The sequence below is a fragment of the Sphaerobacter sp. genome, assembly GCF_019683595.1.
Lineage (GTDB): Bacteria > Chloroflexota > Chloroflexia > Thermomicrobiales > Thermomicrobiaceae > Sphaerobacter.
Window position 1 is genome coordinate 1 of sequence record NZ_JADGHZ010000081.1, and the last position, 15,077, is coordinate 15,077.

Genomic DNA, 15,077 nt, shown 5'->3' on the forward strand with positions numbered 1-15,077 from the left:
ACATTCCCCCTCTCCCAACCTTGGGAGAGGGGGAGTGTCCTGCTTGTCGACACTCGGCATATGGTTCAGCGCGGGAGACCTACGCTGTTCGGGCGTGACGGAGGAGTGGTCCTCGGTGATGAGCGCGGTGAGGCGCCGCAGGACGCCATCGAGGTCGTTCAGGACCTCCTCGTTGCGGAAGCGGACCACGCGGTAGTGGTACTGGGAGAGATGCTCCGTCCGCGCGGTATCGTAATCCCGACGCTCGTGGTGCACGTCACCGTCGACCTCAATGACGAGTCGCAGACTGGGGCAGTAGAAATCGGCCACGTAGGGGCCGATCGGGTGCTGCCGCCGGAACTTCAACCCATGGAAGCGCCGACCACGCAGCGCCTGCCACAGGGCCGCCTCGGCCGGGGTCTGAGTGCGCCGGAGCTGGCGGGCTGCCTCATCGAGCGCCCGCGTCGTGCCTCGCACCCGTCCCGTCGTCGTTCCCCGCCGCACGCCGCCCCTCCTGGTGTGCGCGACCTCCTGCAATTCTTTACCACGCAGGATAGATCCATCATCGTCACTCTTCAATTTCCGTCAATCCCCCCTCTCCCAAAGTTGGGAGAGGGGTCGGGGGTGAGGGCCATCTCGCGCACTCCCAAGGGCATGCCTTCGGTAGGGACGAAGAGTTAGGTCAGGGGTGTGCCCGTGTCAGGCCAGCGTTCGCAGGCGTTCGGCGAGGGCGGTGTATCGGCGGGCGATGCGGTCGTTGCGCACGGCGATCGCGATGGCCCGGGGCTGCGCGACGAGCACGACCAGCTCACGGGCGCGGGTGATCGCGGTGTAGAGCAGGTTGCGCTGCAGCATCAGGTAGTGCGCCGTCAGCACCGGCATCACCACGGCGCGGAACTCGGAGCCCTGTGCCCGGTGAACCGAGATGGCGAAGGCGTGGCCGAACTCGTCCGCCTGGGTGAACGGCACGTCGACCGTGCGGCCGTCGTCGAGCGCGAGCCGGAACCGCTGCTCGATGGGGTCCAGGCTCTGCACGTAGGCGAGATCCCCGTTGAAGACCTCGAGTTGATAGTTGTTACGCAGGGCGATCAGACGGTCGCCGGTGCGGATGAGCCGCCCGGCTGCCCGCGTCTCCAGCTTGCCGGGTGCGGCGGGGTTGAGCGCCTCTTGCAGCAACTCGTTCAGCCGGCGGGTGCCGGCGGGACCGCGGTTCATCGGGCTGAGCACCTGGATCTCGCCGGGGTCCAGCCCGTACGCACGCGGCAGCCGCTCCTGCACCAGCTCGATGATCGTCTCCGCCGCCCGCTCGATGACGTCGGGACCGTCGGGGAGCCGTAGCACCGCGAAGTCGCGGATCTCTCGGCCCCACTGCGGCATCTCGCCGTGGTTGATCCGGTGGGCGTTGCGGACGATAGCGCTCTGCTCGGCCTGCCGGAACACCTCGTCGAGCCGCACCACCGGCACGGCGCCGCTGTCGATCACGTCACGCAGGATATTGCCCGGTCCCACCGATGGGAGCTGGTCGACATCGCCGACGAGCAGCAGGTGCGTCCCCGGCTCGATCGCTTTCAACAGTGTGTTGCAGAGTGCGACATCAAGCATCGAGGCCTCATCGACCACGACGAGGTCCGCCGGGAGCGGGTTTTCCTCGTTGAAGAAGGCGGTCCCGCCGGGCTGGAGCTTCAGGAGCCGGTGGATCGTCTTCGCCTCGCGCCCAGTCAGCTCCGCCATGCGCTTGGCGGCCCGGCCGGTCGGCGCGGCCAGGATGACCCGCGCGCGCTTGGCCCGCGCCAGCGTGACGACCGCGCGCAGGGTGGTGCTCTTCCCGGTTCCCGGCCCGCCGGTGAGGACGGTCACGCGCTCGGTGAGGGCGGTGCGCACGGCCGTGACCTGTTGCGCGGCCAGGGGTGGCATCCCCTGCGTCTGGTGGAGCCATTCGAAGGCACTGTCCCAATCGACGCTCTGGAACGCGGCCAGCCGATCGGCTTCGGCCGCGACGAGCCGGGCGAGCCGCCGCGCCACGGCGATCTCGGCGCCGCCGAGGGCGCTGAGGTAGACCGCCTCCACCCCGTCGCTCGCCTCGACGAACACGTCTCGCGCGGCGACGAGATCGGGGATCACGGCGTCCACCCGGGCCGCGTCGCAGCCGAGGAGCTCGGCGGCGGCCGTCACCAGCTCGTCACGTGGGAGATAGACGTGTCCGTCGCGGTCGGCGGCCTGGGACAGGACATAACGCACCCCCGCTTTGAGCCGCCCTGGGTCGTCGTGGGGGATACCGAGCGAGCGGCCGATGGTGTCGGCGGTCTTGAAGCCGATGCCCCAGACGTCGCGCGCGAGCCGGTAGGGGTCGGACTGGACGATGTGGAGGGCGTCGTCGCCGTACTCGCGGTAGATGCGGACCGCCAGCCCGGTGTGCACGCCGAGGCTCTGGAGCAGGACCATGACGTCCTTGATCGCCCGCTGCTCGGCCCAGGCGGCGATGATGGCCTTGATCCGCTTTGGTCCCAGCCCGTGCACTTCGCTCAGCCGCTCGGGCTGCTGGTCGATCACTCCGAGTGCCTCCGCCCCGAAGTGCTCGACGATGCGCCGCGCGGTGACCGGGCCGACACCCCGGATCAGCCCGGAGCCGAGGTACTTGCGGATGCCCTCCGTGGTTGCCGGGAGGATCGAGCGGAAGCCCGTCGCCTGGAATTGGCGCCCGTGCTGCGGGTGCGTGGTCCAGAAGCCGTCGAGGTGAAGTGTCTCGCCCGGGTTGACCCCGCCGAGCTGCCCGACCACGGTCACCTCGGCACCGCGCCGGGTGGTCACCTTCAAGACCGTATACCCGTTGGTCGGGTTCTGGTAGGTGATACGCTCGACGGTGCCTTCCAGCTCCGCCGTGGGGGAGGGTGGGGACGAGGACGTGATGGCCATGGTGCTCTCTTCTGGTGCTGGACCGGCGGCCGAAGGCGAGACGGCCTGTGCCCGGCCGGGTTTCCTGCCATAATTCTACCTGGTAGGGGCAGGACCCTGTCCGGCGGACGGCGGGTTCTCTGGCGTGGCGACGCGCAATCCGGTAGGCTTGCGTCGTGGTCCCGACCCCGTGTGTGCATGGTTCCAGCGTAAGGAACGCTCTGTGTGGATCGTCGTCCCGCTGATCCTTCTGATGTCGTGGCGAACGTGCCGCAGCCTCGGCCAGGCCATTAGCGAGACCGCGGCCTGGGCGGCCGGGTATCTCGGAACCGCGGGCGTTATCGTCATCGCGAACTGGGGCAACATCGACATTATCCGTGACCGGCCGGACAGTCCCGGCTCCGCGCTTGCCATCCTGGGCGGCTTCGTTGGTATGGGGATCAGCCGCTATCTCTGGAAGCGGCGCGGTGGGCATCTGAACCGGAAGCCGAACCGCTGGGTGCAGGCCATGTCCCGCTCCGTCCAGGCGATGCGCGCGACCCCGAGTGCCAACGGGAAAGCGGCTGCTCCGGCGCGCAAGGCGGCCCCGGCCAAACGGCCCGCCGCGACGTCCACGACTCCCGCCGCCAAGGCGAAGAGCACCACCACCGCGAAGCGGAGCACAGCGCCTCGCACCGGAGGGACCATCGAGTCGACGGCGCGCGAGCTGGGGCGGAACCCCAACGTGCGCAAGGCGGTGAATAACCGCTGGGTGCGCGGGTCGGTGCGTGCCATCGGCGCCATGCTCGAGCAGCCCGATCCGAAGAAGCGGCCGCAGCGGTAGCAGTGGCTCAATGCGTCGCGTACCGATTGCAGGCGCCGGCCGTGGCCGGCGCCGTACCGTGTCCGGCGCATCGTCTCCCACCGCGAAAACGGGGGCGAGGGCTGAGCGGCTGGTATAGTACCGGGCGGCATACGGTCGTCCCGGTAGGTGGAGGGAGTGAGGAGACCTGATGGATCGCGCAGAAGCCTGGCAGCTCGTCACCGAGTACACCACGCAGCCGCACCTCCTGCGCCACATGCTCGCGGTGGAAGCGGCGATGCGGGCCTATGCCGAACGCTTCGGTGAGGATCCCGACCTCTGGGGCCTGGTCGGACTGCTGCACGACTTCGACTACGAGCGCTACCCCGACATCAGCGTCGAGGGGCACCCGGTGGTCGGTGCGAAGATCCTGCGTGAGCGTGGCTGCCCGGAGGAGGTGGTCCGCGCGATTCTCGCCCACGCGGAGGACATCACCGGCGTCAAGCCCGAGAGCCTCATGGAGCGGACGCTGGTCGCGGTGGACGAGTTGACCGGCTTCCTCGTCGCCGTCGCGCTGGTCCGGCCGACCAAGAGCATCCTGGACGTTGAAGTCAAGAGCGTCCGGAAGAAGTGGAAGGTCAAGGAGTTCGCGGCGGCGGTCAACCGGCAGCAGATCGAGGAGGCGGCCGAGGCGATCGGCATGCCGCTCGACGAGCACATCCAGGTGGTTCTCGACGCCATGAAGGCCAACGCCGAAGCGCTCGGTCTTGAGCGGAAGGTGGCGTGAGGGCGGGGGTTATCCCTCACCCCCGGCCCCTCTCGGACGGAGACCACAAGGGGAGAGGGGGGACCTACGGAAAGCGCAACACGGTTGACGCATGACGGCTGACGGTTACTCGCCCGTCAGCGTGAGGAGCGCGGCGATCACCCGGTCGGTGTCGGCGAGGTCGGGGAGGACGACATCGGCTCCGGCGTCGCGTAGGGCGTCTTCCGGGTAGCGGCCGGTGGCCACGGCGAGGGCCGTGGCGCCGCCTACATGGGCGCAGCGCACGTCGTGCGGCGTGTCGCCGACGATGATGACCCGGTTGGACGGGAACGGCGTGCCGTAGTGCGCCTCGGCTCGCTTGACGGCGAGCGGCAGGAGGTCCGGGCGCTCCTCCACGTCCTCGTCACCGAAGGCACCGATGGGGAAGTAGTCAGCCAGGCCCAGGCGCCGGAACTTGATCTCGACGATCGGCCGGATACCACCGGTGAGCACGCCCAGGGCGAAGCGCGGATCGTCGGCGACCCGGTCGAGCAGCGGGCGGATGCCCGGGAGCAGGTCGTGATCGCCGCTGCGCCCGTCCCAGGCGGCGCGGTAGAACTCGGCCGCGGTTTGGAAGATGGTGGCGAGGGAGTCCTCCGGCACCGTGGGTTCGAGCCCGGCGGCGGCCAGGACGCCCCGCACGAGCTGGCGCTCCAGCTTTCCGTCCAGGTCGAGGTCGAGGATGCTGACATGAGCCGCGGCAGGGAAGACCGTGTGGATGCCGCGGTCGATCGCCGCGACGTGTGCCGGGTCGCCCCGCTCAATGAGGGTGCCGTCGACGTCGAACAGCACCAACCGCCGCGTCACGTGCCCGTCCTGCTTCCGTTCCCGCGGTGCGGGTGTTCGCTGCTGCGTGGCGGCCAACTGCTGCAGGCCAGCACGATGTCGTCTCCCCGGTACCAGTGCTCGCGGACCGCACCGACGAGGTAGAGCGAGCCGGTGGCCACGATCTCGTCGTCGGGCGTCGCGCGCTCCAGGGCGGCCACGATCGCATCGCGCGGCTCGGGTACCACGTTGGCCGGCGTGCCTGCCGCTATGATGGCGTCTGCCAGGACCCGGGCATCGGCCGCGGCGCGCTGCGTCGCCACCGGGGTGGTTACGATGACCTCGTCCGCCGCCTGGGCGACGAGGGTCGCGTTGGTCAGATAGTCGTGGCTGTCGAGCGAGCCGAACACCACGATGCGGCGGCGCGGGCGCCCGAGGCGATCGAGGTTGCGCGTCAGCGACTCCATTTTCTCCGGGTTGTGCGCGCCGTCGAGGACGACGCGGGGGTGCTCCTGGACGACCTCCATGCGCCCCGGGAAGCGGGTGGCGGCGAGCCCGGCCGCGATCGCGGCATCGTCGATCGGGCCGCGCGGGAGATCCCGGAGCGCGCGGGCTGCCGCGATCGCCGCCGCGGCGTTGGCACCCTGAAACTCACCCGGCATCGGCACGTGGAACACCGTGCCGCTGGGGATGTCGAGCACCTGGGTGCCGCTCGCGTCGCTGGCGAGGACGCGAAAGTCACGGTCGGGTACCAGGTGTGTCAGCGGCGCGTCCTGCTCGGTCGCTTCGCGTCGGATCTCCTCGAGCGCGGCCGGGTCGTCCACTGTGGTGATCGCCGGGCGGCCTGGCTTGATGATCCCCGCCTTGTGCCAGGCGATCTCGGGGATCGTGTGCCCGAGGGTCGCGACATGGTCGATGCCGACCGAGGTGATGACGGCCACATCGGAGAAGACGACGTTGGTCAGGTCGAAGCGCCCCCCGGCGCCGACTTCAATCACCGCCCACTCGACGCGCTCCTGGGCGAAGGCCCACAACACCAGGGACAGCCAGAACTCGCCGTAGGTCAGGCGCTCGCCGCCGGCCCGCGTCCACTCCTCCATCGCAGCGGCGATATGCTCGACGTAGTCGGCGAAGCGGTCCCCGCTGATGAGCCGCCCGTCGATCTGCAGCTTCTCGGTTTCGACCTGGAGATAGGGCGAAATGTGCAGCCCGGTGTGGTAGCCGGCCGCGTGCAGGACCCCGGCCAGCATGGCGGCGGTGGAGCCCTTTCCGGACGTGCCGCCGATATGCGCAATGCGGTACTGCTCCTGCGGGTTGCCGAGGACGGACAGGAAGGCGCGGAGCCGGTCCATGCGGGCGCGCGCTCGCGCCCGCACCTCCTCCATCGGCGTCCCCGGTGCCGGGGTCGGTGGGGCCTGGATCAACCCGTTGATGAAGCCGGCTGCCCAGTGATAACGGGTCAGCACCGTGTCACCGGACGCCGTCATGGTGTGTCCCTCGCACTTCTCTGCCGTCGCTTGCCCGTCGCGCCGGGCCGCGCGACAATTCTAGCAGTCGGGCAGAATCAGCAGACGTGTTCGGTGCTGCTACATTGCTGACGACCATTGGGGGCGGCCGCTCGGGTACCGTTCACGTGGTCGCCGGCGCGGGAGTTCACAGCGATGCACCAGAGCGACGACCCTCGACCCACCGGCTGGGACGCCACCCGCCGAACTGCGTTCCTCCCCGCAGTGCGCCTGTTCCGCGAGCTGCCACCCGAGGCGCTGGCCGCGATCGGGCACCGCCTGCGACCGCGGATGGTCGAGGAAGGAGAGTTCGTCTTCCTCGCGGGAACGCCTGCGGCGCACGTCAGCCTCCTGGCCGAAGGGCGCATCAAGATCATCAAGGAGACGGAGGACGGGCGTGAGGTCATCCTCCGGATGATCCAACCGGGGGACATCTTCGGTGGCGCCGGTCTCTGGGGTGAGGTGGTCTACCCGGCGAGCGCCGTCGCACTGGACGCTGGGGTCGTCCTGCAGATGCCGGTCGGCGATTTCTCGGCGCTGATCGGTGAACATCCGGAGGTCGCCCTGGCGGTGATCCGGGAACTGGCGCAGCGGCTTCGGGAGGCGGAAGCGCGCATCAGCGAGCTGCAGACCGAGCGGGCCGAGCGCCGCATCGCGCGGGCGCTGCTACGCCTTGCCAGCAAGACGGGCGTGCAGACCGATGAAGGGGTGGAGATCGGGCTGCCGCTGACGCGCCAGGATCTGGCCGAGCTGGCGGGGACCACGCTGAGCACGGCCAGCCGCACGCTGAGCGCCTGGGACCGTGCCGGACTGATCATCGCGGGGCGGGAGCGCGTGGTCATCCGTGAGATGCACCGGTTGGTCGCCCTGGCGGAGGATTTGCACGAACTGGAGGGCGGGTAAGCCGGGTAGCGGGGCCTCCTTGCGCCAGCGCAAAGACGTTTCGCGCGCGGCGTGTCAACCTGTCGGCGACCGCGGCATACGTCGTGGGCGTACCCGGGTTGGAGTGTGACATGAGACCGGTTGACGCCTCGCTGATCGGTCCCGACACCAACGTGGATGCCCTGCTCGACCGGTTCCCGGAGGCGGCGGCCGTCTTCCTTCGCCGCCGGATGCACTGCGTCGGTTGCAGCATGGCGCGCTTCGAGACTGTCGCCGAGGTGTGCGCCATCTACCAGCAGCCGCTGCAGGCGATGTTGGCGGACTTGAACGCGACCGTGCGCGGCGGGTCGCCCGCCGGTTGAGCGAACGGTCGCCGGTGGCTTACGGCGACCGAGGGCACAGGTCGCGGTCAGGAGTTTGCGGGATCAGTGGCCAGGGCGCCGGGAAGCGGTGTCGAACGAGCTGAACAGGGGAGGTCATGACCTACGTCATTGCGGAGCCCTGCATCGGTGTGAAGGACGCCTCGTGCGTCGAGGTCTGCCCGGTAGACTGCATCCACTCCGATGACGAGGCCGAGCAGTACTACATCGATCCGGACGAGTGCATCGACTGCGGTGTGTGCGCCGAGGTCTGCCCAGTGGAGGCCATCTTCTTCGAGGACGACCTGCCCGAGCAGTGGGCCGACTTCCTGCGCATCAACCGCGAGTACTTCCAGAAGTAAGCGAAGGCCCGCACGCCCCGGCCTCGTCTCCACGGGTTGGAGACGTAGGCCGGGGGTGAGGACCGATCGACGACCCCGGACGCGCGCACGGCACTTGAGCAAGGGGAGGTCGCCATGACGCAGCCAGCGGTCTCGCTTGAACGGCGACAGCCGTCGCTCGGTTCCACCATCTGGAGCTGGATTACGACGGTTGACCACAAGCGCATCGGGATCCTCTATCTCTTCACCGCGCTGTCGTTCTTCTTCGTGGCGGGCGCATTCGCACTCGTCATCCGGGCACAACTGGCCGTGCCGGAGAACAACCTCGTCACCCCGGACGCATACAACCAGATCTTCACCATGCACGGCCTGATGATGATCTTCCTGGTGGCGATGCCGCTCAATGCTGCCTTCTTCAATATCCTGGTCCCGCTCATGATCGGCGCGCGCGACGTCGCCTTCCCCCGGCTCAACGCCTTCAGTTACTGGGCGTATCTGTTCGGATCGATCCTGCTGCTCATCAGTTTGCCCCTGGGGGAAGCGCCGAACGCCGGCTGGTTCGCCTACGCCAACCTGACCACCGACACCTTCTCGCCCGGCCGTAACCTCGACTTCTACATGATGAGTCTCCAAGTGCTGGGCGTCTCCTCGCTGGCGTCGGCGCTCAACTTCTTCGTGACCATCGTCAATATGCGGGCGCCGGGGATGTCGATGCTGCGGATGCCCCTCTTCGTCTGGATGACCTTCATCACCTCGGTCTTGATGCTGCTCGCGTTCCCGCCGCTGACGATCGGTCTGGTGGAATTGATGTTCGATCGCTACTACGGCGGCACCTTCTTCGAGCCGTCGGCCGGTGGTGACCCGGTCCTGTGGCAGCACCTCTTCTGGATCTTCGGCCACCCGGAGGTCTACATCCTGATCCTGCCCGCCTTCGGGGTCATCTCGGAGATCCTCCCGACGTTCTCGCGCAAGCCACTCTTCGGCTATCCGTTCATGGTCTACTCCGGCATCGCGATCGCGCTCCTGTCCTTCGGTGTCTGGGCGCACCACATGTTTGCCGTCGGGCTCGGACCGGTGCCCAACTCGGTGTTCGGCACGACAACGATGCTGATCGCGATCCCCACCGGGGTGAAGATCTTCAACTGGCTGGGGACGCTCTGGGGCGGCTCAATCCGCATCTCCACGCCGCTGTTGTTCGCGGTGGGGTTCGTCGGCATGTTCACGATCGGCGGCATCTCGGGTGTGATGCACGCCTCGGTGCCGGTCGACTATTGGCAGACCGACACCTACTTCGTCGTCGCGCACTTCCACTACGTGCTCTTCGGCGGCACGATCATGGCCCTCTTGGGCGGCATCTACTACTGGTTCCCCAAGATCTTCGGGCGGATGCTGAACGACCGGCTGGGGCAGGTGCACTTCTGGCTGACGCTGATCTTCTTCAACGTCACCTTCTTCCCGATGCACCTGCTGGGTGTCGAAGGCATGCCGCGCCGCATCTTCACCTATGCCCCTGGGATGGGGTGGGATCTGTGGAACATGGTCGAGACGGTCGGGGCGTTCGGCCTCGGGCTCTCGATGCTCCTCCTAGTCGTCAACGTCGTCACGTCCCTGCGCTCGGGCAAGCGCGCGGAGGCCGACCCGTGGGACGGCCGCACGCTGGAGTGGTCGATCCCCTCGCCGCCGCCCGAGTACAACTTCGCCGAGATCCCGGAGGTGCGTGCGCGTGACGATTGGTGGCGGCGGAAGCGGGAGATCGCCGATGGGTCGGCCCAGCCACCGGCGACGCAGCCGAAGACGCCGATCGTTCTGCCGCTGCCGTCCTACTTCCCGCTGCTGGCTGCGCTTTCGCTGACCATCGCGGCGGGGGGGATGGTGTGGCAGGTCTACCCGGTGGTCGGCGTCGGCCTGGCGCTGCTCCTCATCAGCGTGGTCGCCTGGGCGCTGGAGCCAAATCACCCCACCGGGCCGGCGCACCCGGCTCCCCAGCCGCAGTCCGGTTCCCAGCCGATCCAGCAGCCGACGAGCGACTGACCCGCCGCGCTGTGCGAGAATCGAGGACCGGGCCGATTTGGCCCGGTCCTCCGGTGTTGTGCGCAAAGCCAGGGAAGGAGTCGGGATGGGTGCGCGCGTCGAATCGGTCAGCTTCACGATCGAGCCGCTGGCGCCGTTCCGGCTCGACCTGACGGTCTGGGTCCTGCGCCGCCGGCCCGACTACGTGGTGGATCGCTGGGACGGCCGGACGTATCGGCGGGTGCTCCCGCTGAACGGCCAGCCCATCGAGGTGGCTGTGACGCAGATCGGACCGATGGAGACTCCGTGCTTGCACGTCGTCGCGTCCGGACCCGGCGCCGGGGACGAGGTGGTTCCAGCGCTCCGACGGACGCTCATGCGCATGTTGGGTACGGAGGTGGACCTGAGCGGTTTCACGCGGCTGGCCGCGGGCGACCCGGCGCTCGCCGAGCTTGCCACCCGCCTGCGGGGCGCGAAACCCACCCGCTATCCCACGGTATACGAGGCGCTGGTCAATGCCATCGCCTGCCAGCAGATCACGCTGACCTTTGGCCTGCGCATCCTGTCGCGCCTGGCGCAGGAATGTGGGATGACCATTCAGCGCGACGGCGAGACCCACGTCGCCTTCCCCCGCCCTGAGGACGTGCTGACGGTGAGCCCGGACCGCCTGCGCGAACTGGGCTTCAGCCGGCAGAAGGCGCGGGCGGTGCTGGAGCTGTCGGAGCGCCTGGTCGACGGATCGCTCGATCTGGAATCTCTGGAGGGCCTGCCGGACGATGCGGCGATGGAGCGGCTGCTCGCACTGCGCGGAGTCGGCCGCTGGACGGCCGAGTACGTCCTGCTGCGTGGGCTGGGGCGGGTGCACATCTTCCCGGGCGATGACGTCGGCGGCCGGAACAACCTCCGTCGCTGGCTCGGCATCGAGGAGGCGCTCGACTACGACGGCGTGCAGCGCGTGCTCGGAGCCTGGCGCGACTACGGCGGGCTCCTGTACTTCTACCTGCTCCTGTCCCGAATCGCCGAAGCGGGCCATGTGGAGCTGGATGGTCCGCGGGATACGGGATGACGCCCTCGTGCGTGTCGTCCTGAGCGGTGCCGGGCCCACGCTGGGATGGTGGGCTGCTTGCGGGTGTTCCGGGGTCGATTCGGCAGCGTTGATGCGACGAGCTAGGCGAGTTTGAGACGCGAGGCGCGGGATCCATGAGCGACTCGACCCGGGTGCTCACCATCGGCCATTCGACGCGGTCGGTCGCGGAGTTGATCGACCTGCTGCGGGAGAACGGCGTGACCCGGCTGGTCGATGTGCGCACCGTGCCTCGGTCGCGCAAGAACCCGCAGTTCAACCGCGAGACGCTCCCCGAGGCGCTGGCGGAGGCCGGTATTGCGTACACGCACATGGCGGCACTCGGCGGGCTGCGGCGAGCGCGAGCCGACTCACCGAACACCGGGTGGCGCAACGCTTCCTTCCGCGGCTTCGCCGACTACATGCAGACACCGGACTTCGCCGCGGCGCTCGACGAGCTGATCGACCTCGCCAGCAGCGACCGGATCGCCATCATGTGTGCCGAGGCGGTCCCCTGGCGCTGCCACCGGTCGCTCATCGCCGATGCGCTCACCGTGCGCGGCATCCCCGTCGCGCACATCATGGGTCCGCGCTCGACCCAGCCACATCGCATGACCCCCTTCGCCGTCGTCGACGGTACCGACATCACCTATCCCCCAGAGGAACCCACGAGCCAGGAATGACCCTGCCGGTGGTGGGGTCTGCGCGGTCTCCATTTGCGCCAGCGCAAAGACGCGCCGGGCGGTCTTCGGCATAGTCGGATGTAGCTGGGCGGTAGGCCCGGCGCGACGCGGCAAAGGGAGGGTACGACCTGGTGAGTGACCCGGCGGTGACGTCGTTCCTGCTCAACCCGGAGACGGTTCTGGCGGCGCTCTATGAGGTCTACGACCCGGAGCTGGGGGTCAACGTCGTCGACCTCGGGCTCGTGTACGGCGTGCAGGTCGAAGGGCGCCAGGTGCGCGTGACGATGACGTTGACCACGCCCGGGTGCCCGCTGCATGACAGCATCGCGACGGCGGTTGAGGAGGCGGTGCGGACCTACGCGCCGGGCGTGCAGGATGTCGTGGTCGATCTCGTGTGGGACCCGCCCTGGGGGCCGGAGATGATCACGCCAGCGGGGCTCCGGGAACTGGGCTGGGAATAGGGGAGCGGTCGCGCATGAGTGAGACGGCACCGGAGCCGATCCTGGCCTCCTGGAAGGTGAGTGAGGTCATCAGCCGATACCCACACCTGGTGGACGAGCTGGTGAAGTTGAACCCCACCTTCCGCCTGCTGCGCAACCCGGTCATGCGGCGCGTCCAAAGCCGGCTGGTGACGGTGGCGCAAGCCGCGGCCATCGGCGGCATGGAGCCGGCTGAGCTGGTGCGGGCGCTGAACCACGCCATCGGGATCGAAGTTCCCGAAGAGCAGCCGGCGGGACAAACGGACGCTGCAACGACCGAGGACGTGCCACCCTGGGTCGGGAGCGCACCGATCGACGCCGAGGTCGACGCCCGGCCGATGCAGCGGGAGGGGCGGGAGCCGTTTAGCGCGATCATGGCCGCCGCGCGCCGCGTCGCGCCGGGGCACGCGTTCCGCCTCTGGAACACGTTCGAGCCGGTTCCGCTCTACGACGTGCTCGGGCAGCGCGGCTTCGTCCACTACGCCCGGCAGCACGGCCCGGAGGACTGGGAGATCCTCTTCTTCTACGCCGGCGGGCGGGCGCGTGAGGCGACGACCCCGGCGGCGCAGCCGCGGCCGGCTGCGCCGGCGCTGGATTGGGAATCCCCGAGTGCGACGGTGACGATCGATGTGAGCGATCTGGTGCCGCCGGAGCCGATGATTCGGATCCTGGAGGCGCTCGAAGCGCTGCCGGCAGGTGGCACCCTGCTGGTGCACCACGTCAGGCGGCCGATGCACCTCTACCCCCGGCTCGACGCGCTCGGCTACCGGCATGAGACGCGCGAGCTCGGTCCGGGGCGGGTTGAGGTGCTGATCGAGAAGACCACCGGCGCGGAGGAACGGTGATGCGCCCCGGGGGTGGAATCAGCAGCGCGCACGCGCCGGACCTCGATCTCCCCGCGCGCTTCATGGTGCTCGGCATGGTCGACCTCCTCGCCGTGGCAGTGCTGGCGCCGTTCGCCGTCCCGCTCTTCGCGGGGAGCTTCAGCGATCTGCGTCTGCTCGCCTTCGTGCACCTCAACACCCTCGGGGTGGTCGCCGCGGTGATCCTCGGCGCCACGTACCAGCTTGTGCCGGTCGTCTTGCAGACGCCGTTAGCGTCGGTCCGTGTGGGGCGGCTCTCCTTTTGGGCGTTCCTGGTCGGGCTGTCGTTCTTGCTGCCGGGGCTCCTGACGCTGCGGCACTGGGCGATGGGGACGGGCGCGACCCTCTTGGTCGTTGCGTTCCTCCTCTACATCGGGGTGGTCGGCACGACGCTGCGGCGAGCGCAGCGCTGGGACGTCGTGGCCTGGCATCTGGCCGTGGCGCTGGTGGGGCTCGCAGGAGGCATCTTCGCCGGGCTGCTGCTGGCGGGCAGCAAGGGAAACGGCTTCCTTGGCGCGATGACCTACCCGCTCCTGGGCGCCCATGTCACCTTCCTGCTTGCGGCCTGGGTGCCGGTGCTGCTGGCCGGCGTCGCCTACCGGCTGGTGGGGATGTTCACGCTGGCCGAGGATGCCCTGTGGCGCCCGGCAGCATGGGCCGGATTGGTCCTGATGACGGGCGGCGCCTGGTTGCTGATCGCGGCGTTTCTGCTCCGCACGGACCCCGTGGTTCGCCTCGTAGCGGCACTCGCGATCGCCGCCGGGCAGATCCTCTTCGCCGCGCAGTTGGTGCACCTCTACCGGGCGCGGCGGCGCCGGGGATTCGACGTGCACATCCCCTTCGCGCTCGTCTCGGCTGGGGGCGGGACGGCGGCGGCGCTGCTCCTGGTGGCCGGGATGGCGCTCGGGCTGCGGCCGTCGTCGGCGCTGTGGGTGGCTGTGGTGTGGCTGACGCTGGGTGGGCTGGCCGAGACGGCGATCCAGGGCTTCTTCTACAAGATCGCCACGTTCCTCGTCTGGCTCCACCGGTACGCGCCGCTCGCCGGGCGCCAGCGTGTGCCGCGCCTGGAGGAGATGTACTACCGCCGTCTGGCCGTCGCCGGGTGGCTGCTCTGGACGGCCGGGTTGGCCCTGTCGCTCGCGGTTGCCCCGCTCGGGAACGCGGCGCTGGGGCGCATCGCGGGGATGGTGCTGGCCGCGGGCCTGGCTTGCTTCCTGATCAACGTGGGCCGGATCGCGGGCCACGGACTGTCGAACGTGACCGTGTGGTTTCGACGGACGCCGACCCCACGGGTGGGGTCGGGTGCGACTGAGGATGGAGTGGTATCGTGACGGTGAATACGCCTGACACCCCGGAGACCGTGACGCTCGACGTGCGCGAGATCACGCCGCGCGAGCGGCACGCGCTGATCTTCCGGCAGTTCCTCGATCTGGCGCCCGGCGAGAGCATGCGCCTGGTCAACGACCACGACCCCAAACCGCTCTATTACCAGCTCATGGCGGAGTACCCTGGCCAGGCAGGCTGGGAGTACGTCGAATCCGGACCCGAGGTGTGGCAGGTCCGGATCACGAGGCTCACCCGCTGATCTCCGGGCCACGCGCCGTGACACCCGCGGCGGCGCGTGGCTCCCCACCCCACTACCCTCTCTCTGTGACTTAAACAAAACACCC

The 15,077-nt window shown here is 68.9% G+C and carries 16 protein-coding genes; 12 read left to right on the plus strand and 4 right to left on the minus strand.

Annotated elements, in window-relative coordinates; all coding sequences use genetic code 11:
* Positions 1-483 (minus strand): endonuclease domain-containing protein (locus tag IRZ30_RS09955; protein ID WP_294084843.1); only part of this gene is annotated, 483 nt, incomplete at its 3' end.
* Positions 484-678: 195 nt separating this feature from the next.
* Complete coding sequence (locus IRZ30_RS09960; RefSeq protein WP_294084845.1) at positions 679-2,892, minus strand: ATP-dependent RecD-like DNA helicase; 2,214 nt, start codon at positions 2,890-2,892, stop codon at positions 679-681.
* Positions 2,893-3,094: 202 nt separating this feature from the next.
* Between IRZ30_RS09960 and IRZ30_RS09965 the strand changes: the two genes are divergently transcribed.
* A complete protein-coding gene (locus IRZ30_RS09965) occupies positions 3,095-3,694 on the plus strand; it encodes a hypothetical protein (RefSeq protein ID WP_294084846.1) in 600 nt (199 codons plus the stop codon).
* A 169-nt stretch (positions 3,695-3,863) separates the two neighbouring features.
* Positions 3,864-4,439, plus strand: a complete 576-nt coding sequence (locus IRZ30_RS09970; protein WP_294084847.1) for an HDIG domain-containing metalloprotein — start codon at positions 3,864-3,866, stop codon at positions 4,437-4,439.
* Between the two features lie 105 nt (positions 4,440-4,544).
* Here the strand turns inward: IRZ30_RS09970 and IRZ30_RS09975 are convergent, their stop codons facing one another.
* Complete coding sequence (locus IRZ30_RS09975; protein ID WP_294084848.1) at positions 4,545-5,264, minus strand: HAD family hydrolase; 720 nt, start codon at positions 5,262-5,264, stop codon at positions 4,545-4,547.
* Positions 5,261-6,709 carry a Mur ligase family protein gene (locus IRZ30_RS09980; protein ID WP_294084849.1) on the minus strand — a complete coding sequence of 483 codons (1,449 nt, stop codon included), beginning with the start codon at positions 6,707-6,709 and terminating at the stop codon, positions 5,261-5,263. Before IRZ30_RS09980 ends, IRZ30_RS09975 begins: the two co-directional genes overlap by 4 nt.
* A gap of 174 nt (positions 6,710-6,883) precedes the next feature.
* On the opposite strand from IRZ30_RS09980, the gene IRZ30_RS09985 reads away from it, so the two are divergent.
* The 10 genes from IRZ30_RS09985 to IRZ30_RS10030 all read left to right on the plus strand — a co-directional run bounded on the left by IRZ30_RS09985 (position 6,884) and on the right by IRZ30_RS10030 (position 14,992).
* A complete protein-coding gene (locus IRZ30_RS09985; RefSeq protein ID WP_294084850.1) occupies positions 6,884-7,630 on the plus strand; it encodes a Crp/Fnr family transcriptional regulator in 747 nt (248 codons plus the stop codon).
* Positions 7,631-7,740: 110 nt separating this feature from the next.
* The gene (locus tag IRZ30_RS09990) at positions 7,741-7,971 is read left to right on the plus strand and encodes a DUF1858 domain-containing protein (RefSeq protein WP_294084852.1); all 231 of its coding nucleotides are present in this window, start codon (positions 7,741-7,743) and stop codon (positions 7,969-7,971) included.
* A 116-nt stretch (positions 7,972-8,087) separates the two neighbouring features.
* On the plus strand, positions 8,088-8,330 hold the full coding sequence (locus tag IRZ30_RS09995) for a 4Fe-4S binding protein (protein WP_012871114.1): 243 nt from the start codon (positions 8,088-8,090) through the stop codon (positions 8,328-8,330).
* Between the two features lie 114 nt (positions 8,331-8,444).
* Positions 8,445-10,340 (plus strand): cytochrome c oxidase subunit I, encoded by a 1,896-nt coding sequence (ctaD, locus tag IRZ30_RS10000; RefSeq protein WP_294084859.1) that lies wholly within the window; start codon positions 8,445-8,447, stop codon positions 10,338-10,340.
* Positions 10,341-10,425: 85 nt separating this feature from the next.
* Positions 10,426-11,385 (plus strand): DNA-3-methyladenine glycosylase 2 family protein, encoded by a 960-nt coding sequence (locus IRZ30_RS10005; RefSeq protein WP_294084861.1) that lies wholly within the window; start codon positions 10,426-10,428, stop codon positions 11,383-11,385.
* Positions 11,386-11,519: 134 nt separating this feature from the next.
* The gene (locus tag IRZ30_RS10010; RefSeq protein ID WP_294084863.1) at positions 11,520-12,065 is read left to right on the plus strand and encodes a DUF488 family protein; all 546 of its coding nucleotides are present in this window, start codon (positions 11,520-11,522) and stop codon (positions 12,063-12,065) included.
* Between the two features lie 131 nt (positions 12,066-12,196).
* Entirely contained in the window at positions 12,197-12,526 is a 330-nt protein-coding gene (locus IRZ30_RS10015) for a metal-sulfur cluster assembly factor (protein WP_294084865.1), read from the plus strand.
* Positions 12,527-12,540: 14 nt separating this feature from the next.
* Positions 12,541-13,389, plus strand: coding sequence for a DUF2249 domain-containing protein (locus tag IRZ30_RS10020; protein WP_294084866.1), 849 nt, complete (start codon positions 12,541-12,543; stop codon positions 13,387-13,389).
* Positions 13,389-14,738 carry a hypothetical protein gene (locus IRZ30_RS10025; RefSeq protein WP_294084870.1) on the plus strand — a complete coding sequence of 450 codons (1,350 nt, stop codon included), beginning with the start codon at positions 13,389-13,391 and terminating at the stop codon, positions 14,736-14,738. Before IRZ30_RS10020 ends, IRZ30_RS10025 begins: the two co-directional genes overlap by 1 nt.
* Before the next feature lie 29 nt (positions 14,739-14,767).
* On the plus strand, positions 14,768-14,992 hold the full coding sequence (locus tag IRZ30_RS10030) for a DUF2249 domain-containing protein (RefSeq protein ID WP_366945341.1): 225 nt from the start codon (positions 14,768-14,770) through the stop codon (positions 14,990-14,992).
* Positions 14,993-15,077: the final 85 nt, after the last annotated feature.